At 66.9% G+C, this 20,739-nt stretch carries 22 protein-coding genes; 11 read left to right on the top strand and 11 right to left on the bottom strand.

Translation table 11 applies throughout. The annotated features are described in order from the left end of the window. The first annotated feature begins 49 nt into the window (after positions 1-49). The 6 genes from Q8S38_RS00775 to Q8S38_RS00750 all read left to right on the top strand — a co-directional run bounded on the left by Q8S38_RS00775 (position 50) and on the right by Q8S38_RS00750 (position 5,391). Complete coding sequence (locus Q8S38_RS00775; RefSeq protein WP_305678507.1) at positions 50-1,234, top strand: lytic murein transglycosylase; 1,185 nt, start codon at positions 50-52, stop codon at positions 1,232-1,234. Positions 1,235-1,325: 91 nt separating this feature from the next. Then, a complete protein-coding gene (locus Q8S38_RS00770) occupies positions 1,326-1,715 on the top strand; it encodes a RidA family protein (RefSeq protein ID WP_305678506.1) in 390 nt (129 codons plus the stop codon). An 85-nt stretch (positions 1,716-1,800) separates the two neighbouring features. Beyond that, positions 1,801-2,910, top strand: coding sequence for a 3-isopropylmalate dehydrogenase (gene leuB, locus Q8S38_RS00765; protein WP_069055983.1), 1,110 nt, complete (start codon positions 1,801-1,803; stop codon positions 2,908-2,910). Positions 2,911-3,093: 183 nt separating this feature from the next. Further along, the gene (gene msrP, locus Q8S38_RS00760) at positions 3,094-4,050 is read left to right on the top strand and encodes a protein-methionine-sulfoxide reductase catalytic subunit MsrP (protein ID WP_305678505.1); all 957 of its coding nucleotides are present in this window, start codon (positions 3,094-3,096) and stop codon (positions 4,048-4,050) included. Between the two features lie 143 nt (positions 4,051-4,193). Further along, the gene (locus Q8S38_RS00755) at positions 4,194-4,760 is read left to right on the top strand and encodes a methylated-DNA--[protein]-cysteine S-methyltransferase (RefSeq protein ID WP_305678504.1); all 567 of its coding nucleotides are present in this window, start codon (positions 4,194-4,196) and stop codon (positions 4,758-4,760) included. Between the two features lie 79 nt (positions 4,761-4,839). Beyond that, positions 4,840-5,391 carry an NADPH-dependent FMN reductase gene (locus Q8S38_RS00750; RefSeq protein ID WP_305678503.1) on the top strand — a complete coding sequence of 184 codons (552 nt, stop codon included), beginning with the start codon at positions 4,840-4,842 and terminating at the stop codon, positions 5,389-5,391. Between the two features lie 454 nt (positions 5,392-5,845). Here the strand turns inward: Q8S38_RS00750 and Q8S38_RS00745 are convergent, their stop codons facing one another. From Q8S38_RS00745 to Q8S38_RS00735, 3 genes are all read right to left on the bottom strand, one after another. After that, on the bottom strand, positions 5,846-6,736 hold the full coding sequence (locus tag Q8S38_RS00745; RefSeq protein ID WP_267521841.1) for a LysR family transcriptional regulator: 891 nt from the start codon (positions 6,734-6,736) through the stop codon (positions 5,846-5,848). Between the two features lie 144 nt (positions 6,737-6,880). Then, entirely contained in the window at positions 6,881-7,846 is a 966-nt protein-coding gene (gene trxB, locus Q8S38_RS00740; protein WP_305678502.1) for a thioredoxin-disulfide reductase, read from the bottom strand. 74 nt (positions 7,847-7,920) lie between these two features. Then, on the bottom strand, positions 7,921-8,904 hold the full coding sequence (locus Q8S38_RS00735) for a mitochondrial fission ELM1 family protein (protein ID WP_305678501.1): 984 nt from the start codon (positions 8,902-8,904) through the stop codon (positions 7,921-7,923). Positions 8,905-9,005: 101 nt separating this feature from the next. Here Q8S38_RS00735 and Q8S38_RS00730 point away from each other — a divergent pair, with 101 nt between their 5' ends. Both Q8S38_RS00730 and Q8S38_RS00725 read left to right on the top strand, forming a co-directional pair. Beyond that, the gene (locus tag Q8S38_RS00730; protein WP_305678500.1) at positions 9,006-9,470 is read left to right on the top strand and encodes an Lrp/AsnC family transcriptional regulator; all 465 of its coding nucleotides are present in this window, start codon (positions 9,006-9,008) and stop codon (positions 9,468-9,470) included. Between the two features lie 4 nt (positions 9,471-9,474). Further along, positions 9,475-9,930, top strand: coding sequence for a GNAT family N-acetyltransferase (locus Q8S38_RS00725; RefSeq protein ID WP_305678499.1), 456 nt, complete (start codon positions 9,475-9,477; stop codon positions 9,928-9,930). Here the strand turns inward: Q8S38_RS00725 and Q8S38_RS00720 are convergent. The 3 genes from Q8S38_RS00720 to carB all read right to left on the bottom strand — a co-directional run bounded on the left by Q8S38_RS00720 (position 9,915) and on the right by carB (position 14,439). Then, entirely contained in the window at positions 9,915-10,409 is a 495-nt protein-coding gene (locus Q8S38_RS00720; protein WP_305678498.1) for a hypothetical protein, read from the bottom strand. The two genes, Q8S38_RS00725 and Q8S38_RS00720, sit on opposite strands and share 16 nt — an antisense overlap. Positions 10,410-10,498: 89 nt before the next feature. After that, positions 10,499-10,975 (bottom strand): transcription elongation factor GreA, encoded by a 477-nt coding sequence (greA, locus tag Q8S38_RS00715; RefSeq protein WP_305678497.1) that lies wholly within the window; start codon positions 10,973-10,975, stop codon positions 10,499-10,501. Between the two features lie 101 nt (positions 10,976-11,076). Continuing rightward, the gene (gene carB, locus Q8S38_RS00710; protein WP_305678496.1) at positions 11,077-14,439 is read right to left on the bottom strand and encodes a carbamoyl-phosphate synthase large subunit; all 3,363 of its coding nucleotides are present in this window, start codon (positions 14,437-14,439) and stop codon (positions 11,077-11,079) included. A gap of 219 nt (positions 14,440-14,658) precedes the next feature. Between carB and Q8S38_RS00705 the strand changes: the two genes are divergently transcribed. After that, positions 14,659-15,063, top strand: a complete 405-nt coding sequence (locus tag Q8S38_RS00705; protein WP_305678495.1) for a GtrA family protein — start codon at positions 14,659-14,661, stop codon at positions 15,061-15,063. Between the two features lie 21 nt (positions 15,064-15,084). Here Q8S38_RS00705 and Q8S38_RS00700 read toward each other — a convergent pair whose 3' ends face one another. Continuing rightward, the gene (locus Q8S38_RS00700) at positions 15,085-16,041 is read right to left on the bottom strand and encodes a LysR family transcriptional regulator (RefSeq protein ID WP_305678494.1); all 957 of its coding nucleotides are present in this window, start codon (positions 16,039-16,041) and stop codon (positions 15,085-15,087) included. A gap of 108 nt (positions 16,042-16,149) precedes the next feature. Here Q8S38_RS00700 and Q8S38_RS00695 point away from each other — a divergent pair, with 108 nt between their 5' ends. After that, on the top strand, positions 16,150-17,073 hold the full coding sequence (locus tag Q8S38_RS00695) for an MBL fold metallo-hydrolase (protein WP_371125808.1): 924 nt from the start codon (positions 16,150-16,152) through the stop codon (positions 17,071-17,073). 59 nt (positions 17,074-17,132) lie between these two features. On the opposite strand, the gene Q8S38_RS00690 is transcribed toward Q8S38_RS00695, so the two are convergent. The 4 genes from Q8S38_RS00690 to Q8S38_RS00675 all read right to left on the bottom strand — a co-directional run bounded on the left by Q8S38_RS00690 (position 17,133) and on the right by Q8S38_RS00675 (position 19,345). Beyond that, positions 17,133-17,960 (bottom strand): Ivy family c-type lysozyme inhibitor, encoded by an 828-nt coding sequence (locus Q8S38_RS00690; protein WP_305678492.1) that lies wholly within the window; start codon positions 17,958-17,960, stop codon positions 17,133-17,135. Positions 17,961-18,006: 46 nt separating this feature from the next. Continuing rightward, complete coding sequence (locus Q8S38_RS00685) at positions 18,007-18,699, bottom strand: class I SAM-dependent methyltransferase (RefSeq protein ID WP_305678491.1); 693 nt, start codon at positions 18,697-18,699, stop codon at positions 18,007-18,009. 92 nt (positions 18,700-18,791) lie between these two features. Further along, positions 18,792-19,013 carry a hypothetical protein gene (locus Q8S38_RS00680; protein ID WP_305678490.1) on the bottom strand — a complete coding sequence of 74 codons (222 nt, stop codon included), beginning with the start codon at positions 19,011-19,013 and terminating at the stop codon, positions 18,792-18,794. Between the two features lie 65 nt (positions 19,014-19,078). Then, positions 19,079-19,345: a PilZ domain-containing protein gene (locus tag Q8S38_RS00675; RefSeq protein WP_305678489.1), complete on the bottom strand. Its 267-nt coding sequence runs from the start codon at positions 19,343-19,345 to the stop codon at positions 19,079-19,081. 137 nt (positions 19,346-19,482) lie between these two features. Between Q8S38_RS00675 and Q8S38_RS00670 the strand changes: the two genes are divergently transcribed. Further along, on the top strand, positions 19,483-20,736 hold the full coding sequence (locus tag Q8S38_RS00670; RefSeq protein ID WP_305678488.1) for an SAM-dependent methyltransferase: 1,254 nt from the start codon (positions 19,483-19,485) through the stop codon (positions 20,734-20,736). Positions 20,737-20,739: the final 3 nt, after the last annotated feature.

Raw genomic sequence — 20,739 nt, 5'->3', positions numbered from 1 at the left:
TAACCGCCACGCCCTAGTTTCGCGTCATTCCTGCGATTCGGTGGAGACCATGCGCACCCTCATCCTGGCCCTGCCCCTCGTCCTGATCGCCTCCGCCGCCTCGGCGCAGGGCGGCTTCCAGTCCTGCCTCTCAGGTTTGCGCTCCGACGCAGCCGCCAAGGGCGTGTCGGGCGCCACATTCGACCGCGCCATGGCCGGCGTCGAGCCGGACATGAAGATCATCGAGGCGATGAACAACCAACCGGAGTTCAAGACGCCGATCTGGGATTATCTCGGCACGCTCGTCGATGACGAGAAGGTCGCGGAAGGACGCGCGATGATGCGCCAGCACGCCGCGGTGCTCGCCGCGGCCGAGCAGCGCTTCGGCGTCGATCGTCACACCATTGCCGCCGTCTGGGGCGTCGAGAGCGATTTCGGCAAGGCTAAGGGGCGATGGCCGCTGGTGCAGGCGCTCTCCACCGGGGCCTGCCTGGCGCCGCGCCGCAACGCCTTCTTCAAGGGCGAGCTGCTGGCGACGCTGCAGATCATCCAACGCGGCGATGTGCGGGCTGAGCGGCTTTTCGGCTCCTGGGCCGGGGCCTTCGGGCACACCCAGTTCATCCCCTCGACCTATCTGCGCCTTGCCGTCGACGGCGACGGCGACGGGCGCCGCGACCTGGTCGATTCGATCCCCGATGCGCTGCATTCGACCGCCAACTTCATGGACAAGGCGGGCTGGGTCACCGGCGCGACCTGGGGCTACGAGGTCCGGGTGCCATCAGGCTATTCCGGCCCGACGGGGCGCAATCCCAAGCAGCCTGTGTCGTCCTGGGCGTCGCGCGGCATCGTCAAGTTCGACGGCTCGCCGCTCAACGGCACGGGCAATGCCGGGCTTTTGATGCCGGCAGGCCGCAACGGACCCGCCTTCCTCGTCTTCAAGAATTACGATGCGGCCTTCAGCTACAATGGCGCGGATTCCTATGCGCTGGCGATCTCGCTGCTGTCGGACCGGCTGCGCGGCCGGCCGGGCGTGCAGGGGCAATGGCCGACCGACGATCTGCCGCTCTCGCGCGAGCAGCGCCGCGAATTGCAGCGGCTCCTGATTGCGCGCGGCTACAATGTCGGCGAGCCCGACGGCGCCGTCGGCTCGCTGACGCGGGCCGCGATCCGGGATGTCGAGGCCAAGATCGGCATGCCGCAGACCGGCCGCCCCGGCGAGAAGGTGCTGCGCGCGCTGAAAAGCGGGCGGGTTTAGCCCCGGCGTCATGCTCGGGCTTGACCCGAGCATCTCCCGCGGGAGATTCTCGGGTCTGCGCTTCGCTTCGCCCGAGAATGACGGACTCCGCATGACCCGCCGCCTGATCTCCACCGGCTCGCCCTTCGAGACCGCCTTCGGCTATTCGCGCGCCGTGATCGACGGCGATCTCGTCTTCGTTTCGGGCACCACCGGCTACGACTATGTCACCATGACCCTGCCGGAGGATGCTGCCGAGCAGGCGCGCAACATCTTTCGCACGCTGGAGACCGTCCTGGCGGAGGCGGGCACCTCGCTGGCGGGCGTGGTGCGGGCGCAGTATTTCGTCACCGACCGGGCCTATTGCGAGCCGGTGCTCGCCGTCTGCGGCGAGGTCTTCCGCGAGGTGCGCCCAGCGGCCGGCATCTATGTCGTGGCCGGGCTGCTGAAGCCCGAGATGAAGGTCGAGATCGAGGTGACCGCGCGGCTGGCGCGGCCCTGACATCGCGTCCGCGCCGCTTGCATGCGGGGGGCGCGCGCCCTAATCAGCCGCCATTGCAGGTTCAAGAAACGGCGAGGCGACGACCATGGCGACCCACAAGCTCCTGATGCTTCCCGGCGACGGTATCGGCCCCGAGGTGATGGGGCAGGTCGAGACGATCGTCTCCTGGTTCGGCAAGCAGGGGCTCGCCTCCTTCGAGATCGAGAAGGGGCTCGTCGGCGGCAGCGCTTACGATGCGCACAAGCAGGCGATCTCGGAAGGCGACATGAAGCTCGCCCAGCAGGCGGACGCCGTGCTGTTTGGCGCCGTCGGCGGCCCGAAATGGGCGGATGTGCCCTATCAGCACCGCCCGGAGGCCGGGCTTTTGCGCCTGCGCAAGGATCTCGGCCTGTTCGCAAACTTACGCCCGGCGATCTGCTATCCGGCGCTGGCCTCGGCCTCCTCGCTGAAGCCCGAAGTGGTCGAGGGGCTCGACATCCTGATCGTGCGCGAGCTCACCGGCGGCGTCTATTTCGGCGAGCCGAAGGAGATCGTCACGCTGGAGGACGGCTCCAAGCGCGGGGTCGACACGCAGCTCTACACCACGCCCGAGATCGACCGGATCTGCCGCGTCGCCTTCGAGCTGGCGCGCACGCGCCGCAACAAGGTCTCCTCCGCCGAGAAGCACAACGTCATGAAGACCGGCGTGCTCTGGAAGCAGACGGTGACCGCGCTGCACGCCAAGGACTATGCCGATGTCGAGCTCGAGCATGTGCTCGCCGACAACTGCGCCATGCAGCTCGTGCGCTGGCCCAAGCAGTACGACGTCATCGTCACCGACAACCTCTTCGGCGACATCCTCTCGGACGTCGCGGCGATGCTGACCGGCTCGCTGGGCATGCTGCCCTCCGCCTCGCTCGGCGCCGAGGACCCGGCCACCGGCAAGCGCAAGGCGCTCTACGAGCCCGTCCACGGCTCGGCGCCCGATATCGCCGGCAAGGGGCTGGCCAACCCGATCGCGATGATCGGCTCCTTTGCGATGGCGCTGCGCTACTCCTTCGGCGCGATCGAGGCGGCCGACCGTCTCGAAGGCGCAATCGCCGACGTGCTGGGCTCCGGCACCCGCACCAAGGACATCGCGGCGCCCGGCGCCAACGCGGTGTCGACCAGCGAGATGGGCCAGGCCATCGTCAAGGCGCTGGAGGCGCGGGGGTAAGGGGCGTCAGTCGTCATGGTCGGGCTTGACCCGACCATCTCAGGCAGGCGTCACCTTCGGGACGAGGTGCTCGGGGCAAGCCCGAGCACGACGGCGGGTGCCTCACCTCTCCCCCTCGTGAATTGCGCGCGGGGGCTCCCCATGCGTTAGAGTGCCGGCATCCGAAACGGGGTTTGTCCGTCGATGCTGATCAAGAACCGTCCGAGCTGGGCCATTCCCGAGAGCGAGGCGACACCCGAAGCGGTGTTCTTCAACCGCCGTGCCTTCATGGCTGGCGGCGCAGGCTTGATCGCCGGGGCGGCGCTGCCGGGCGCGGCCTTCGCGCAAGGGGCCGACCCGACGCTCGATCTCTATCCCGCCAAGACCAATACCGCTTACACGCTCGACCGGCCGGTGACGCCGGAGGCCGATGCGGCGAGCTACAACAATTTCTACGAATTCGGCACGTCGAAGGACATCGTCGCCGCCTCGAAGCGGCTGGTGACGCGCCCCTGGACGGTGGCGATCGACGGGCTGGTCGAAAAGCCCTTCGAGATCGCCTTCGACGACCTCGTCCGCAAGCTGCCGCTGGAAGAGCGGCTCTATCGCTTCCGCTGCGTCGAGGCCTGGTCGATGGCGGTGCCCTGGACCGGCATCCCGCTGAAAGCCTTCGTCGATTTCGCCAAGCCGCTGTCGGGGGCGAAATACATCCGCTTCGAGACTTTCCTGAACCCGCGCATGGCGCCGGGCCAGTCGGCTCGCTGGTATCCCTGGCCCTATACAGAAGGGCTGAGCATGGCGGAGGCCGCCAACGAATTGCCGCTGCTGGTCACCGGCATCTACGGCAAGCCGATCCCGACCCAGCACGGCGCGCCGCTGCGGCTGGTGGTGCCGTGGAAATACGGCTTCAAATCGATCAAGTCGATCACCAAGATCAGCTTCGTGGCCGAGCGGCCCAAGACCTTCTGGGAGGGCCTGCAGGCGGCGGAATACGGCTTCTGGGCCAATGTGAACCCGGAGGTCGCCCATCCGCGCTGGAGCCAGGCGAGCGAGCAGATTCTGGGCACGCGCGACCGCAAGCCGACGCTCCTGTACAACGGCTATGGCGAGCAGGTCGCCTCGCTCTACAAGGGGATGGAGGGCGAGAAGCTCTTCATGTGAAGGGGGCTGCCGGTTTCCCACCGTCATTGCGAGCGCAGCGAAGCAACCCAGAACAGCGGCGCTGCCCATCGCCCTGGATCGCTTCGCTGCGCTCGCGATGGCGGGCTTGGCGGCGCTTCGCGCAATCGCCTATGTTCGGCGCCATGCCGGGACAGTTCCATCTCTTCGACACCGCGATCGGTTCCTGTGCGCTGGTCTGGCAATCGGCTCATATCGTCGGGGCGCAGTTGCCCGAGATCGACGAGGCGACGGCGCGGCTCAGGCTGGCGCGGCGTTTTCCCGACGCGGTGGAGGCTCCGCCGCCCGGCTTCGTCGCGGCGGCCATCGCCGACATCGTCGCCTTGCTTTCCGGGCAGCCGCGCGATCTCTCGCATCTGCCGATCGATCTGTCGGGCGTGAGCGATTTCAACCGCCGGGTCTATGAGTTGGCGCTCACGATCGCGCCCGGCGAAACACTGACCTATGGCGCCGTCGCAGCCCGTATCGGCGAGCCCGGTGCCGCGCGGGCCGTCGGCGTCGCACTCGGCCAGAACCCGTTTCCCATCATCGTGCCCTGCCATCGGGTGCTGGCGGCTGGCGGCCGGACCGGCGGGTTCTCGGCCGATGGCGGCGTCGCGACCAAGCTGCGCCTGCTGACGATCGACAAGGCGCGGACGAGCCCGGTGCCCGGGCTGTTCGACGCCCTGCCGCTGGCAATCCGGCCGCGCTGAGCGCCTTTGAGGATCCATCGGCCGTTTATTCGCGTTTCCATTGCGAACCCTTTCCCGCACTCATCGAGGCATTCTCCCCATGGCAACGTTCACGCTCGCAATCATCATCGGCAGCAACCGCAAGGCCTCGATCAACCGCAAGCTCGCCCAGGGGCTCGCCGGCCTCGGCGCGGCATCCTTCACGGCGCAGGTCGCGCAGATCGACGATCTGCCGATGTATAATCAGGATCTGGAGTCGGCCTTCCCGGCCAGCGCGACGCGGCTGAAGGATGAGATCGCCCGTGCCGATGCCGTGCTGGTGGTGACGCCCGAGCACAACCGCTCGATCCCCGCCGTGCTGAAGAACGCGATCGACTGGGCCTCGCGTCCCTCTGGCAAGGGTGTATGGGGCGGCAAGCCGCTGGCCATCATCGGGACGAGCCCGGGCGGTGTCGGGACTGCCTGCGCCCAACAGCATCTGCGCGATATCCTCGGCAATCAGGGTGCGCTGGTGATGGGCGGCCAGATGTTCATCACCTGGAAGGATGGGCTGGTCGACGACGCCGGCACCGTGACCGTCGAGTCGACGCGCGAATTCCTGCAGAGCTTCATGAACCGATTCGCAGCGCTGGTCGGGAAGCTGACCGCCTGACGGTTTCCGCGGGCCGGGCAAAAAAAGGGCCGGCGTCCCGTGAGGGAGCCGGCCTTGAAAGTTTGAAACATCCGGCTCGAACGCCAAACATCTCAGAGGGGAACGGCTGAAACGAACTCAATGCCGGGAGGAGGTAGCAGAGCCCGTTCCGAACAACCGTGAGTGCTATATCGGGCAGCACATGCCTTTTTGCAATGCAGCATAGCCCGGGTCCGCCATGCATAAATTGCATGAACCGCGATCATATGGCGCAATTTAAGTCTAAATCATTGATAAATATGCGCGCAGCGCAGTCGGCCCGTGGTGGGTCATCAACGATGTGATCGTGGATTGCTGCGCTGCAGCACGGGTTGGCTGCGGTGCCGCACCGGCTGTCGAGGCCGGCTGCATGCGATCTCGACGAACGGAAGCCGCCGCCGCCGAATCAGAGTTCGGCGACGAGGGGCTGTTCCGGTCAGTAGGTCCAGCGCTGCGCCTTCTGGATCAGGAAGTCGCGGAAGACCTGGACGCGCGCGACCGACTTCATCTCTTCCGGATAGACCAGATAGCTCTCGAGCTGCGGCATCTCGGTCTCGCGCATCAACTGCACGAGCGGGGAGCCGGTCTCGATCAGGTAATCCGGCAGCACGGCGATGCCCGCCCCCGAATCGACCGCCCGCTTCATCGCCGTGATGTTGTTGACGGTGAGATGGATCGGGCGGGGGTTGCGCGGGTCGCGGCCGAGCGATCCGAGCCAGTGGACCGCGGTGAGATAGGAGGGCGAGGTCCCGCCGAAGGAGAGGATGCGGTGGTTGTCGAGATCCTCATGGGTCTTTGGCTCGCCGAAGCGCTTCACATAGGCCGGCGAGCCATAGACGTGGAAATGCACGGTGAAGAGCTTGCGCTGGATCAGGTCCGGCTGCTGGGGCTGGCGCAGGCGGATGGCGATGTCGGCCTCGCGCATCGACAGGTCGAGCTCTTCATCGGTGAGGATGAGATCGACCTTGATGTCGGGGTAGAGATCGAGGAACTCGGCCAGGCGCGGCGTCAGCCAATGCCCGCCGAGGCCGCGCGTCGCGGTGACCTTGAGCTCGCCGGAGGGATGCTCGCGCGTCTCGGAGAGCTGCGCGCGCGTGCGCTCGAGGCGCTGCGTCATCTCCCGTGCGGCCCGCCACAGCAGTTCTCCCTGCTCGGTCAGGATCAGACCGCGCGTATGGCGATGAAACAGCGGTGCGCGCAATTCGCGCTCCAGCGCACCGATCTGGCGGCTGACGGCGGATTGACTGAGGCCCAGAACATCGCCAGCTTTGGTGAAGCTACCGGACTCGGCGACGGTATAAAAAATCCTGATGCGGTCCCAATCCACCGCGGCCCCCCTTGTTATGCGTTGGACGCATGTTGGGGGTTAATATCCTTGAACGTCAACGCCTCGGCGGCAATACGGCGACCTTTTCGCACTGAAATTGGTTACGGAAACGATCAATTTCTGTGATCAATAAGGCGGCGAGGCTTATTCCGCCGCCTGCAGGTGCTCCAGCTCCTGCGCCTGCAGCCAGCGCTCAGCGTCGAGCGCGGCCATGCAGCCCATGCCGGCCGCCGTCACGGCCTGGCGATAATGCTCGTCGGAGACGTCGCCGGCCGCAAAGACGCCATCGACATTGGTCCGGCTGGTGCCCGGCGTCACGTCGAGATAACCGGTCTCGTTCATGGCGAGCTGGCCGGCGAAGAGTTCGGTCGCCGGCTTGTGGCCGATCGCGATGAAGACGCCGTCGGCCTTCAGATCGCGCTCGGCGCCGGTCTTCAGGTTGCGCAGCCGCAGATGGGTGACGTTGGGGGGCTCCGTCCCGCCGCAGATCTCGGCGACCTCCGAATCCCAGACCACCTCGATCTTGGGGTGCTTGAACAACCGGTCCTGCATCACCTTCTCGGCGCGCAGCGAGTCACGGCGATGGACCAGCGTGACCTTGCTGGCGAGATTGGCGAGATAGAGGGCCTCCTCGACGGCGGTGTTGCCGCCGCCGACGACCGCGACCTCCTTGTTGCGGAAGAAGAAGCCGTCGCAGGTGGCGCAGGCCGAGACGCCGAAGCCCTGGAAGGCCTGCTCGGAGGGCAGGCCCAGCCACTTGGCCTGGGCGCCGGTGGCGATGATCAGCGCATCGCAGGAATAGGTTTCGCCGCCGTCACCCCAGAGCCGGAAGGGGCGCTGCGAGAGATCGACCCGGGCGATGTGGTCGGAGACCATGCGCGTGCCCATGTGCTCGGCCTGGGCGCGCATCTGCTCCATCAGCCAGGGGCCCTGGACGACGTCGGCGAAGCCTGGATAGTTCTCGACATCGGTGGTGATCATCAGCTGGCCGCCGGCCTGCATGCCGGAAATGAGGACCGGCTCCATCAGGGCGCGGGCGGCATAGATCGCGGCCGTATAGCCGGCGGGGCCTGAACCGACGATCATCACGCGGGCATGGGTATGGGCCATCGTCGTCATCCTTTTCCTCAGTTCCCGTGACATACGACGCCGGCCCGCCGATGCAAGCGCAGCTATGGTCAAGATCAGGCGAGGCCGAGCTGCTGCCTGTGCATAAGCCAGCGCTGCCGCACCGCCTCGGCGATCGCCTGCGTCGCATCGACCGGGGCGTAAGGTGTTCCCGCCAGCCGGCCTTCGAAATGATGGACCAGGCCCTGGCGCTTCAGCGCCTCCAGGAACCTGGCAAGCTTGCCATGGCCGCCATGGGGCTCGAATACCAGGATCGGCACGCCTGTCGCGGTCGCCTCGCCGATCATGTTGGTCGAATCGGCGGTGGTGACGATGGCGTCGGCATGGGCGAGCAGCGCGACATAGGGGTTCTCGCCCGTGCCGTCCCACCACCAGCCGCCATGGCGGGAAAAGACCGCAGCGACGGCTGCATCGAGCGCGGGCGTGGTCCGGCGCGAGCGCGAGCCCATCAGCGCGACCCCGGAGCGGGCGAGCGCATCGAGCGCGTCCGCAAAACGGGTGATGTCCTCTGGCCGGAAACGGTGATGCCGGCTGTCGCCGCCGACCAGGACGGCAGCGCGCGGGGAGGGCAGGGCGGCGATGGCGGCAGGGGGCGTGCGGCGCGCCTGCTCCAGGCGTTGTGGGGCAAGCCGGTGCGGCGAGGTCGTCGTCACCAGCACGTTGTCGCCGCGCAGGCGGTCATGCTCGGCGACCCAGAGGAAATCCGCCGAGCCCGCGCCGGTGCGCGGGTCCTTGAGGATGACGGTGAAGGTCGCGCCGTTCGAGGCCTTCCGGACGGCGCGCACATAGGCCACGGCCCGCCGGCCCGAGGCGATCAGGATGTCGGGGAAGGGCGGGCGGATCGGGCTTCCGGGGCGGTCTGGCCCCTCGCGCGGATCGATCGGCCCGCGCGGCATCAGCCAGGCGAAGGGTTTTCGCGGCGCGATCCGCCGGATCTCGGGGGTAACGCCGAGCCTTTCGGCGACGCCGAGGCACTGGACCTCGTCGCCGGCCTTGCCGTCGGTCAGGACCCAGACGCTTGGGATCGGTTCGGCGGGCAAGGCGGACTCCTCGGGCAACGCGGTCAATCGGGCAGCGGCACGCGCCTTGTATCGCCAAGACGCTGAGTCTACACCAGCGCAACCTTGCTCCAGGACCCCTCGTGCGCTCCAAACTCGACGATATCGACACCGCGATCCTGCGCGAACTGCAGGGCGACGGGCGCATGACCAATGTCGAGCTGGCGAGCCGCGTCGGCATCTCGCCGCCGCCCTGCCTGCGTCGCGTGCGGGCTCTGGAAGAGGCCGGGCTGATCACCGGCTACCGGGCCCAGCTCGACGAGCGCAAGCTCGGGCTCGACGTCGTGTGCTTCGCCTTCGTGCATCTGGCCAGCCAGGCGGAGGCGGACCTGGAGGTGTTCCAGGCGCGTATCCGGGCCTGGCCCGCGGTGCGCGAATGCTGGAAGCTGTCGGGCGACATCGATTTCATGCTGAAATGCGTCGCGCCGGATCTCAAGGCCTTTCAGGATTTCGTCGGCGAGCTGACGGCCCTACCCAATGTTCGCAATGTCCGCACCGCGCTGGCGCTCGACCGGGTCAAGGACGAGCCGATCGTGCCGTTCGGGTGAGGCGATGTCCGTTGTTCGTCTGGCCGGTGCGGCCGATCTGCCTGCCATTCTCTCGCTCTATGCCCAGTTGAGCCCGGATGACCTTCTGCCTGACGCCGTGGCGGCCGAGGCGACCTGGAACCGCATGCTGACGAGCGACATGATGAGCGTTCATGTGGCCGAGTTCGAAGGTGCCGTCGCCGCAACCTGCGTCCTGATCGTCGTGCCGAACCTGACGCGCAATCAACGCCCGTTTGCGCTGATCGAGAATGTGGTCAGCGCCGCCGCCTTGCGCGGACGTGGTCTCGGCAAGACGGTCGTGCAGGCGGCTGTCGCCCATGCCTTCTCGCTGGACTGCTACAAGGTGATGCTCATGACGGGCCGGAGCGACCCGGCGGTGCTCGGCTTCTACGAGGCCTGCGGCTTTCAGCGCGGCAAGACCGCCTTTCAGATCAGGAACCCGGCTCAACCGCCGAGATAGCGCCTGATCCAGAGCGCGTTGTTCTCGATCAGCGCGGCGACGCGGCGCTGGTCGACATCGGGGCGGTACCAGGCACCGCCGGAATCGGAGCCGATATTGGACAGGATCGCCCATTGGCCCAGCACCTCGCCACGCGGGCCGGTCAGGACATAGTCGGCGTCGAAATTATCCATGCTGGCGCCGCCGGCGCCCGGCTTGCCGCCACCGCCGCCGCCGGCCCAGCTCGCCAGCCAGACGCCCTTGACGGTCACGGTCAGGGTCGGCCCGCCCCTGCGGATCATCGGGGCGAGCGTGGTGGCGAGCTGGCGCTCAAGGTCGCGCTTGATTTCGTGGGACCGCTGACCCCAGCCCTGCGCCGAAAGGCGGGAGGTGTCGACGCGAATCGCGCCGACGGTCCTGGCCTGCGCCAATGCGGGACCGGCGGAGGCGAGCAACGCGCCGGCCATGGTGGAGAGGACGAATGCGCGACGGGTCGTCATGGCTGGAACTCCCTCAGGGTCGGCAACGCATGTAATGTCGCGCGCCAGGAACACCAAGACAGGCGCGCCCGCGCCGAAGCGGCCGCGCCCTAGCGGAAGACGACGCTGACGACCTCGTAGGACTTGCCGCCGCCGGGCGTGTTGACCTGCACGGAATCGCCAACCTTCTTGCCGATCAAGGCGCGCGCGATCGGCGAGCCGATCGAGACCTTGCCGGACTTCACATCCGATTCGGGCTCGCCGACGATCTGGTAGCTCTTCTCTTCCTCGGTATCGTCGTCGATCAGCTTGACGGTGGCGCCGAACTTGATCGTGTCGCTGCCGGCGAGCTTCGAGATGTCGATGATATCGGCCCGGCCGACCAGCGATTCGAGCTCCTGGATACGGCCTTCGTTCAGCGCCTGCGCTTCCTTGGCGGCGTGATACTCGGCGTTCTCGGAGAGATCGCCATGGGCGCGGGCCTCCGAAATCGCCGCGATGATGCGCTGGCGCTGGACCTGCTGGCGGTCCTTGAGTTCGGCCTCCAGAGCGGCAAAGCCGCCGGCGGTCATCGGAACCTTTTCCATCGTCTCGTCCCATCATCCGAAAGCGGGTGCCCGCCGGCGGCTGCTTTGCCGCCCGCGTCCCGCTTCCTGTCGTTTCTCTAGACTTCGGCGGCGTGCCGCTGTCAGGCGGCGCTAACGAAGTAGGATTGCAGCGATCTGACTTCGAGATCGCCACTGCAATAGGCCTTGATGCCTTCCGCCGCCGCGATCGCTCCGGCCAAGGTGGTATAATAGGGCACCTTGTGCAAGAGGGCCGTTCGGCGGAGCGAGCGCGAATCCGCCAGCGCCTGCGGGCCGTCGGTGGTGTTGAAGACGAGCTGGATTTCGCCGTTCTTGATCGCGTCGACGACGTGCGGGCGGCCTTCCAGCACCTTGTTGATCTTGGCGGCCGGGATGCCCTCGTCCTGCAGCAGGCGCAGCGTGCCGCCGGTCGCCAGCACGCGGAAGCCGAGATCGGCCAGCATCCGGACGCTTTCGACGATGCGCGGCTTGTCCTCGTCGCGCACCGAGACAAAGACCGTGCCCTTGACCGGCACTTTCGAGCCGGCACCGAGCTGGCTCTTGGCGAAGGCGATGTCGAAGGAGCGGTCGAGGCCGATGACCTCGCCGGTCGAGCGCATCTCCGGGCCGAGCAGCACGTCGACGCCGGGGAAGCGGGCGAAGGGGAAGACCGCCTCCTTGACGCCGACATGGTTCAGCGTCTGGGCCTTCAGGCCGAAGCTCGCGAGGCTCTCGCCGGCCATGATGCGCGCGGCGATCTTGGCGACGGGGATGCCGACGACCTTGGCGACGAAGGGCACCGTGCGCGAGGCGCGCGGGTTGACCTCGAGCACGTAGATGTCGCCATCCTTGATCGCGTACTGGACGTTCATCAGCCCGCCGACATCGAGCGCCAGCGCCATGGCGCGGGTCTGGCGCTCCAGCTCGGCGATGGTTTCAGGCGAAAGCGAGCGCGGCGGCAGCGAGCAGGCCGAATCGCCGGAATGGATGCCGGCCTCCTCGATATGCTCCATGATGCCGGCGATGAAGGCGTCCTTGCCGTCGGCCAGACAGTCGACATCGACCTCGATCGCGTCCGACAGATAGCGGTCGAACAGCAGCGGGTTCTTGCCGAGCACGGTGTTGATCTGGCCGGTCTTGTCGTTGGGATACTTGGCCTTGACCTCGGAGGGGATCAGCGAGGGCAGGGTGCCCAGCAGGTAATCCTCGAACATCGCCTCGTCGCGGATGATCGCCATGGCGCGGCCGCCGAGCACATAGGACGGCCGCACGACGAAGGGCAGGCCGAGCTCGGCCACGATCATGCGGGCCTGCTCGACCGAATAGGCGATGCCGTTCTTGGGCTGCTTGAGCTGCAGCTTGTCGAGCAGGCGCTTGAAGCGGTCGCGGTCCTCGGCGAGGTCGATCGCGTCGGGCGAGGTGCCGAGGATCGGGATGCCGGCCTCTTCGAGCGCATTCGCCAGCTTGAGCGGGGTCTGCCCGCCGAACTGGACGATGACGCCGTGCAGCGTGCCGTTCTGCTTCTCGGTCTCGAGGATTTCGAGCACGTCCTCGGCGGTCAGCGGCTCGAAATAGAGCCGGTCGGAGGTGTCGTAGTCGGTCGAGACGGTCTCAGGATTGCAGTTGACCATGATGGTCTCGTAGCCGGCATCCTTCAGCGCATAGCAGGCATGGCAGCAGCAATAGTCGAACTCGATGCCTTGGCCGATGCGGTTGGGGCCGCCTCCGAGAATGACGACCTTCTTCCGGTCGGTCGGCTGCGCCTCGTCGGCGGCCTTGCCCATGAAGGGCATGGCGTAGGTCGAGTACATATAGGCGGTGGGCGAAGCGAACTCGGCGGCGCAGGTGTCGATGCGCTTGTAGACCGGGCGGACGTCGAGCGAGCGCCGAAGCGCGCGCACCTCGGCCTCGGTCTTGCCGGCGACGGCGGCGAGGCGCTTGTCGGAGAAGCCCATCGCCTTGACCTGCCGGAACGCGCCCGGCGTCTGCGGCAGGCCGAAGCTGCGGACCTTCTCCTCGGTGTCGACGATGCCGCGCATCTGCTCGAGGAACCAGGGGTCGATCCTGCAGCTCTCATGGATCTGCGCATCGGTGAAGCCGAAACGCATCGCCTGCGCGACCTGGAGGATGCGGTCTGGCGTCGGCGTCGAGAGCGCGGCCTTGATCGCGTTCTTGTCGTCGCCCTTGCCCATGCCTTCGATCTCGATCTCGTCGAGGCCGTCGAGGCCGGTTTCCAGCGAGCGCAGCGCCTTCTGCAAGGATTCCTGGAAGGTCCGGCCGATCGCCATGGCCTCGCCGACCGACTTCATCGCGGTGGTCAGGGTCGGCTCGGCGCCGGGGAACTTCTCGAAGGCGAAGCGCGGGATCTTGGTGACGACATAGTCGATCGTCGGCTCGAAGGAGGCCGGCGTCGCGCCGCCGGTGATGTCGTTCTCGATTTCGTCGAGCGTGTAGCCGACCGCAAGTCGTGCCGCGACCTTGGCGATGGGGAAGCCCGTGGCCTTGGAGGCCAGCGCCGAGGAGCGCGAGACGCGCGGGTTCATCTCGATGACGATCATCCGGCCGGTCTCGGGATCGACCGCGAATTGCACGTTCGAACCGCCGGTCTCGACGCCGATCTCGCGCAGCACTGCCAGCGAGGCGTCGCGCATGATCTGGTATTCCTTGTCGGTCAGCGTCAGCGCTGGCGCCACCGTGATCGAATCGCCGGTGTGGACGCCCATCGGGTCGAGATTCTCGATCGAGCAGACGATGATGCAGTTGTCGTTCTTGTCGCGAACGACCTCCATCTCGTACTCCTTCCAGCCGAGCACGCTCTCCTCGATGAGGATCTCGCTGGTCGGGGAGGCATCGAAGCCGCGCTCGCAGATCTCGATGAACTCGCCCTTGTTGTAGGCGATGCCGCCGCCGGTGCCGCCCATGGTGAAGGACGGGCGGATGATGGCGGGCAGGCCGATATCCTCGAGCGCGGTCAGCGCCTGGCCGAGATTCTTGACGTGGTGCGAGCGTGGCGTGTCGAGGCCGATCTTGGTCATCGCCTCGCGGAACAACTCGCGATCCTCGGCCTTGTCGATCGCTTCGGCTGTGGCGCCGATCATCTCGACGTCGAACTGCTGGAGCACGCTGATCTTGCTGCCGTCGGGCTGCGGAATCGTCTTCTTGTTGAGTGAGAGCGCGCAGTTCAGCGCGGTCTGGCCGCCCATGGTCGGCAGCAGGGCAAAGCCGCCCGGCAGCACATGGCGCTCCTTCTCGATGATCTTGGCGACGATCTCGGGCGTGATCGGCTCGACATAGGTCGCATCCGCCAGATCGGGATCGGTCATGATCGTGGCCGGGTTCGAGTTCACCAGCACGATGCGGTAGCCCTCGGCCTTGAGCGTCTTCACGGCCTGCGTGCCGGAATAGTCGAACTCGCAGGCTTGGCCGATGATGATGGGGCCGGCGCCGATGATCAGGATGGTCTTGATGTCTGTGCGCTTGGGCATGGGGCTCGACTTCGTCTTGAGGCAGGCGCGCGCACTCCCTGCCGTCCGATCATGCGAGCGGGCCGGTGCGAGCGCCTGAGATGAATGCTAGGCGCTCGCTATAGAGGGGAGCAGCGGCTCAGGGAAGCGGAAAGCGCGCGCCACGCGTCGCGGCGCACAGGTTGCGTGGGCTGGAAAGCCGTTCAGCTCTCGTTGGGACGAATCCTGTAAGACGGCGACATGCCGCTGCGTCGCTACCCCCGTCAGTCCCGCCAGCTCCTGGCCTATGTCGTCGCCGGCGGGATCACGGCGGTTGCGCATTACGGCGTGCTGGTCGCGCTGGTCGAGCTCGCGCGTGTCGATCCGGTGCCGGCGACGCTGGCGGGCTTCGTGGTCGGCGCGGTCGTCTCCTACACGCTCAACCGCTGGCTGACCTTCGACGCCACGAACAGCCATGCCCAGGCGACCTGGCGCTTCGGCCTGATCGCGGCTGGAGGTTTCGCGCTCACGGGTGTGCTGATGCATCTGTTCGTGGCGGTGTGGGATTTGCCCTATCTGCCGATGCAGTTCGTCACCACGGGCATCGTGATGGTGTTCTCGTTCCTGGGGCACAAGTTCTTTTCATTCGCCGATCGGGCGGGGTGAGCCCGTGGCCCGCGAGGCTGTTCAGGCGTGCGTTTTGACGTGGGCGAGAAAGGCCCGCATGGCCGCACTGGGGTGCCGCCGGTTGGGGTAATAGAGAAACCAGCTCGGGAGCCGGGGGCTCCAGTCCCGCATCAGTTCGATCAGCCGCCCGTCGTCGAGATAGGGTTTGGCATAGGTATCGAAGACATGGGCGATGCCCTGGCCGGCCAGAGCGGCCTGCACCTCCTGATGGGCCGAGCCCAGCGTCAGCCGGGCATCGGGCGCGATCGACAGGGCTTCCCCATCCTTCTCAAATTCCCAGGTGGCCAAGGACCCGCCGGGGAAGCGGCGGCGGATGCAATCATGGCCGATCAGGTCCTGCGGGCTCAGCGGCGTTCCGCGCGCATCGCGATAGGCCGGCGAGCAGACGATGGCGTAGCGCAGGGGCGGGCCCAATGGCGTGGCGATCATGTCCTGCGCCAGCTGTCGACCGAAGCGGACGCCCGCGTCGAAGCCTCGCTCGACGATGTCGATGAGGGCGGCGTCGCTGACGATCTCGACCTTCACATCGGGAAAACGGTTCATGAAATCGAACACGAGCGGACACAGCACATGCTCCGCGGCCGGGGCCGGCGCGTTGATGCGGATGAGGCCCGAGGGTGTGTCGCGCAACTGGTCGAGGTCTTCCAGCGCCTCCTGGATGTCATCCAGTGCCGGCCCGAGCCGTCCGAGCAGGCGGGCTCCCGCCTCGGTCGGCGCAACACTGCGCGTCGTGCGGTTGAGAAGCCGGATGCCCAGGGCCTCTTCGAGCGTCGTCATGGTCTGGCTCAAGGCCGAGGACGAGACCCGCCGCTCGCGCGCCGCGGCCCGGAATCCACCGCAGCGGATGATCGCGGCGAAGACCTCCAGACTGTCGAGTCGGAGCGGGCTCATTGCAAGGCAGACCTTATCAAGCTGATCACGTCTGAGAAGCTTATGCGCGCGCCGCGGCGCTGTCATCCTGTGCCGAGCAAGACCTGCCACCACAGAAACGGGATGATGATGATCCGACCGACCCTCAATCGCCGAACGATCATGCTGTCCGCAGCGAGCGGCAGCGCCGGCCTCATGCTGGGGCCACCCAGCGCCGGCCGTGTCGGTGCTCAAACACCAACAACGACCGCCGCCAATGCCGGCTTCTATCACTTCCGCGTCGGCGACATCCGCGCGACGGTGCTGAGCGACGGCGTCATCGGCGGGCCCCCGCGAATCTATGCCAGCGACGCTCCGGAGGCGGATCTGCAGACCGTGCTGCGGCGCGCCTTCCTGCCCACCGAACACCTCACCTTGAACCTGAACACGCTGCTGATCGAGACCGGCGGTCGACGCATCCTGCTCGAAGCGGGCGCCGGCGGGACGATGGGCCCCAATGGCGGCCGCATCTTCGCCAATCTCGAGGCCATAGGTCTGACGCCGGGCGATATCGACGTCATCGTCGTCTCGCACACCCATCCCGATCACGTCGGCAATTTTCGGGCGGCCGACGGCGGTCGGGCGTTCCCGCGGGCCATCGTCTTCGCGCCGAAGGCGGATTGGGACTTCTTCGTCCGAGCCGAGCCCGATCTGTCCTACATGCCGGTGCCTGCGGATTTCCGGAACCGGTTCGGTGCGGCGATCAAACGAAGTGTGGAGCCCGTCGCCGCCACGGTCGAACTCTACGAGCCTGGCCGCGAGATCGTTCCGGGTCTCACAACCCTTGCCGCTGCGGGCCATACGCCGGGCATGGTCGCATTCCTCATCCATTCCGGAAGCGACCAGCTGCTGCTGACGGCGGACCTCGCCTACCATCCGGTCGTCAACATCGACCGCCCGTGGCGCCCCGGCCCCGACCGCGACAAGGAGGCGGCACTGGCTGCGCGCCGACGGATCTTCGATCGCGCCGCGGCGGAGCAGATGCTGGTCCTGGGCTTCCACTACCCGTTCCCAGGGCTCGGCCGCATGCTGAAGATCGACGGCGGCTATGCCTGGGTGCCGACCAACTGGCGGTTCTAGACGCGCAGCCGCCGGCTCGCTTAGGCCTCATCGGCGTCTCGCCGACGGCGCCGCCGCCGTCAGGGCGCGTACCAGTCCTGCGGATCGATCTGCTTGCGGGCCACGCCCGGCGCGACCGCAACGGCGATCGGCTTGTGCGATTTGCAGGCTGCGTTCAGGCCGCAGACCACGAATTCGGAGTAATAGGCGCGCTGGCCGGGAGAATCCTTCGTCTGTGCGAAGACGAAATACTCGCCCGGCGGCAGCGACATGGAATAGCGCATCTGCTTTCCCGCCCGCGTCTTGCGCGACGAGCAGGTCAGTTGTTTCGTGGCGATGTCCTCCGCACAGATCTGCATGTCCGGTGGGATGTAGTCGCTCGGATAGGACAGCTCGCCCTCGATCGTGCCAGCAGCGCCAGCGACGCGAGGAGAGGGGGCGGGATCGGCGGCGGTGGCGGCGGTCGGCGCCGATCCCGGAATGGAGGCCCGCGCAAGGTCACCTGCGCGTGCGGCACGCAGCATGCCCTGCATTCCCGCGTCCGGGCGATTGAAGAAGCGCTCGCGTGACGGATCAACTGTCGTCTGCAGCGCGTGGATCGTCCGGTTGGACGGGTCAATCAGGACGACCAGCTTGTTGTCGGCGCAATTGCGAGGCTGGCAGAGATTGACCACGGTCCAGCTCTTGCCGCTGGCATCCTGCCGCGACTCGGGCGCCGAGCCGACACCGGCGAACGGAGCGATCCAGGAATCCCAGCGCTCGAAGCGCTCTCCGGCAAGAGCCCGTGTCCAGGCGGCCTTGATCCAGGGCGTCGCCAGCAGTTCCTGAGGATGCAACTGGGCCGATGCCGACGTTAGCCCATAGAGCCAAAGCAGAACCGAAATCGCGACGCACCGTCCCCACTGCATTGCGACTCCTCCACTCTGGTCGCGGATCGCCGTGGCACGCACCGCCTCACCCCGCCTTGCGCCCCACCAGCGTCAGCCGATGCGGGTTGTGGCCGAAGTTCGTCGCGGGCGCGACGTCCGCAAAGCCGGCCGCCGCGATCAGGCCGGTGATCTCGTCGATGCGGTAGGTCGAGAGGCCGTATTGCGCCCTCAGCTTGCGGTAATCGGAGAACGCGGTGCGGACGAGGCCGGCCAGTGCCGCCATGAGGAAGCCGCCGCGCCAGGCGAAGGCCAGCAGTTGCGAGGCGTCGGTCAGCGGGCTGACATCGGGCGGGATGATGTCGGCAACGACCAGCCTGCCGCCGGGCCTGAGCTTGCCGCGCCAGGTGGCGAGCAGGGCGACGAGTTCGTCGCGCGAGAGGTACTGGATCAGCGAGTTGGCGACGACGAGATCGAGGGTTGCGTCGGGCAGCGCCTCGACCTCCTCGGGCGAGACCACACTGACGTTCGCCTTGCCGCCGAGCATCGCGCGCAGCTTGTCGCGCACGCTCGGCGCCGCCTCGCAGAGATAGAGCTGGCCGCAATGGCCGGCGACCCGGCCGGCATCGAGCGCCTCGCCGCAGCCATGGTCGAGCACGACGGCGTCGGACGCGGGAATATGGCCGATCAGGTCAGTCGCGATCTGGCGGTAATGCAGGGCCTTGTGGCGCGGCGAGACATAGATCGCGTGGTCGCCGTTCCAGAAATCGCGCCAGGACATCGCTCGAGCCGTTCCGCAGGATCGCGCGATCGCCCGCGCCGCGGCCAGAGCACTACGCCGCGCGAGGGCGCGTTAGCAAGCGGGGCGGCCGGTCACAGCGGCGCGACCACGCGGTCGTCATGGGCGTGGACGAAGGTGAGGGCAGCGCCGCGAAACTGCGTCCAGGCCGGCATGGGGCGGTCGTCGGGCTGGGGCTTTTTCGGTTCCGGGAAGGCGTCTGGGCCGCGGTGATCGTCGGCCAGCAGGCTGTCGGGATCGATCCGGGCGGAGCGGCAGAGCGCACGGGCGATCCGGGTGATTCTGTCGTCTTCCATGGCAGGCTCCGGCTTCGTCGAGCGATGAAACGTCGGGGCTGCCCGAGGGTTCCGCTGGCCGGCGGTCATCGCGAGGCCTCGGGCTCGGGCGTGAAACGGATGCCGATTTCGCCCTTGCCGATCCAGACGATGGTGGCGCGCTTCGAGATGTCCATGAGTTCGTCATGGAGATGCAGATCCAGCGGGAGCGGCCGGTCGCTTTGGGGCTTGAGCCTCGCGCCGGTCGCCGAGAGATCGAGGATGCGGCACTCGACCAGGAAACGCTGCGAACGGTCGAACAGCTTCGCCATGCGCAGATGCGACCGCCACCGCTTCGAGGCTCGCTTGTCCATTCGTCGCCGTTCTCGCTTCCGTCCTCCAACGACGCTTTTTTACAACAGGAGCATGGAGCGAGGCTGGCGGAGGCCCGCGCAGGTTCCCTTGGAGCAGCCAGATACTCTAGGGTCAGCGCCGAAGCCTGGGGTGTGCGATGCTGCTGCTACCGCGTTTGCTGAAGTCTTTCGTCAGGCAGGGCCGCCTGACGGTGATCACACCCGATGCCAGGCGCCATGTCTTCGGCCCCGGTCCCGGCGAATTGACCTTCGCCGGCGTCGTGAAGACGGCGCCTGCGGTCACCGTGCGCTTCCATGACGACCGGATCGAGCGCGAACTCTTCCTCAATCCCGAGCTCGCCCTCGCCGAAGGCTACATGGACGGGCGGATCGACTTCGAGGAGGGCTCGATCCACGACCTGCTGACGCTGTTCTGGCTGCAGCGCAAGGAGCTGCGCAAGCACCCGATCCAGAAGCTGATCCGCTCGGTGCGCTTCAAGATCCGGCGGTTCCGGATGCACAATCCGCTCGGCGTCGCCGGCAAAAAGGTCAAGCATCACTACGACATCCCGACCGATTTCTACCGGCTCTGGCTCGACGAGACGATGACCTATTCCTGCGCTTATTGGCAGTCTCCCGATGTCGGGCTGGAGAACGCGCAGCGGGCGAAGCTGCGCCACATCGCCGCCAAGTTGAAGATCGAGCCGGGGATGACGGTCCTCGACATCGGCTCGGGCTGGGGCGAGCTCGCGATCTACCTGGCGAAGGCCTGCGGCGCGAAGGTGACCGGGCTCAATGTCTCGCCCGACCAGATGGCCGCGGCCCAGAAGCGGGCCGAGGCTGCGGGCGTCGGCGACGCGGTGAGCTTCATCAACAAGGACTATCGGGAGCTGACCGGCCGTTTCGACCGCGTCGTCTCCGTCGGCATGATGGAGCATGTCGGCGTCGCGCATTACCTCGAATACTTCGAGAAGATCCGCGATCTGCTGACGCCGGACGGGATCGCGCTGGTCCATTGCATCGGCCGCGTCGGCCCGCCGGGCTTCACCGGTCCGTTCTTCGACAAGTACATTTTTCCCGGCGGCTATGCGCCGGCGCTGTCGGAGGTGTTCGCGGCGGTGGAGCAGACCGGGCTCTGGCATTCCGACTGCGAGTTCTGGCGCCGGCACTATCACTGGACGCTGGAAGCCTGGCGCGAGCGCTTCATGGCGCAGCGGCCGCAGGTGGTCGCGATGATGGGCGAGCGCTTTGCGCGGATGTGGGAGTTCTATCTCTGCGCCTGCTCGATCTCCTTCGATATCGGCGGCGACATGGTGTTCCAGCTCCTGCTCGGCCCGCACAAGAGCGCCGTGCCGGTGATCCGGGACTATATCCAGGACGACGAGAAGGCGCTGGCGGCGCGGGGTTTTTGAACG

The sequence above is a fragment of the Allobosea sp. genome (assembly GCF_030695125.1).
Classification (GTDB): Bacteria; Pseudomonadota; Alphaproteobacteria; order Rhizobiales; family Beijerinckiaceae; genus Allobosea.
The sequence above is the reverse complement of the archived record's forward strand: the minus strand, read 5'-3'. Positions and strand labels throughout refer to the sequence as shown.

Excerpts from the sequence above, each read along its gene's own strand:
- Q8S38_RS00775 (WP_305678507.1), top strand. The coding sequence starts at position 50 with ATGCGCACCCTCATCCTGGCCCTGCCCCTCGTCCTGATCGCCTCCGCC.
- Q8S38_RS00770 (WP_305678506.1), top strand. The coding sequence starts at position 1,326 with ATGACCCGCCGCCTGATCTCCACCGGCTCGCCCTTCGAGACCGCCTTC.
- leuB (WP_069055983.1), top strand. The coding sequence starts at position 1,801 with ATGGCGACCCACAAGCTCCTGATGCTTCCCGGCGACGGTATCGGCCCC.
- msrP (WP_305678505.1), top strand. The coding sequence starts at position 3,094 with ATGCTGATCAAGAACCGTCCGAGCTGGGCCATTCCCGAGAGCGAGGCG.
- Q8S38_RS00755 (WP_305678504.1), top strand. The coding sequence starts at position 4,194 with ATGCCGGGACAGTTCCATCTCTTCGACACCGCGATCGGTTCCTGTGCG.
- Q8S38_RS00750 (WP_305678503.1), top strand. The coding sequence starts at position 4,840 with ATGGCAACGTTCACGCTCGCAATCATCATCGGCAGCAACCGCAAGGCC.
- trxB (WP_305678502.1), bottom strand. The coding sequence starts at position 7,846 with ATGGCCCATACCCATGCCCGCGTGATGATCGTCGGTTCAGGCCCCGCC.
- Q8S38_RS00725 (WP_305678499.1), top strand. The coding sequence starts at position 9,475 with ATGTCCGTTGTTCGTCTGGCCGGTGCGGCCGATCTGCCTGCCATTCTC.
- Q8S38_RS00720 (WP_305678498.1), bottom strand. The coding sequence starts at position 10,409 with ATGACGACCCGTCGCGCATTCGTCCTCTCCACCATGGCCGGCGCGTTG.
- greA (WP_305678497.1), bottom strand. The coding sequence starts at position 10,975 with ATGGAAAAGGTTCCGATGACCGCCGGCGGCTTTGCCGCTCTGGAGGCC.
- carB (WP_305678496.1), bottom strand. The coding sequence starts at position 14,439 with ATGCCCAAGCGCACAGACATCAAGACCATCCTGATCATCGGCGCCGGC.
- Q8S38_RS00705 (WP_305678495.1), top strand. The coding sequence starts at position 14,659 with ATGCCGCTGCGTCGCTACCCCCGTCAGTCCCGCCAGCTCCTGGCCTAT.
- Q8S38_RS00700 (WP_305678494.1), bottom strand. The coding sequence starts at position 16,041 with ATGACAGCGCCGCGGCGCGCGCATAAGCTTCTCAGACGTGATCAGCTT.
- Q8S38_RS00695 (WP_371125808.1), top strand. The coding sequence starts at position 16,150 with ATGCTGGGGCCACCCAGCGCCGGCCGTGTCGGTGCTCAAACACCAACA.
- Q8S38_RS00690 (WP_305678492.1), bottom strand. The coding sequence starts at position 17,960 with ATGCAGTGGGGACGGTGCGTCGCGATTTCGGTTCTGCTTTGGCTCTAT.
- Q8S38_RS00685 (WP_305678491.1), bottom strand. The coding sequence starts at position 18,699 with ATGTCCTGGCGCGATTTCTGGAACGGCGACCACGCGATCTATGTCTCG.
- Q8S38_RS00680 (WP_305678490.1), bottom strand. The coding sequence starts at position 19,013 with ATGGAAGACGACAGAATCACCCGGATCGCCCGTGCGCTCTGCCGCTCC.
- Q8S38_RS00675 (WP_305678489.1), bottom strand. The coding sequence starts at position 19,345 with ATGGACAAGCGAGCCTCGAAGCGGTGGCGGTCGCATCTGCGCATGGCG.
- Q8S38_RS00670 (WP_305678488.1), top strand. The coding sequence starts at position 19,483 with ATGCTGCTGCTACCGCGTTTGCTGAAGTCTTTCGTCAGGCAGGGCCGC.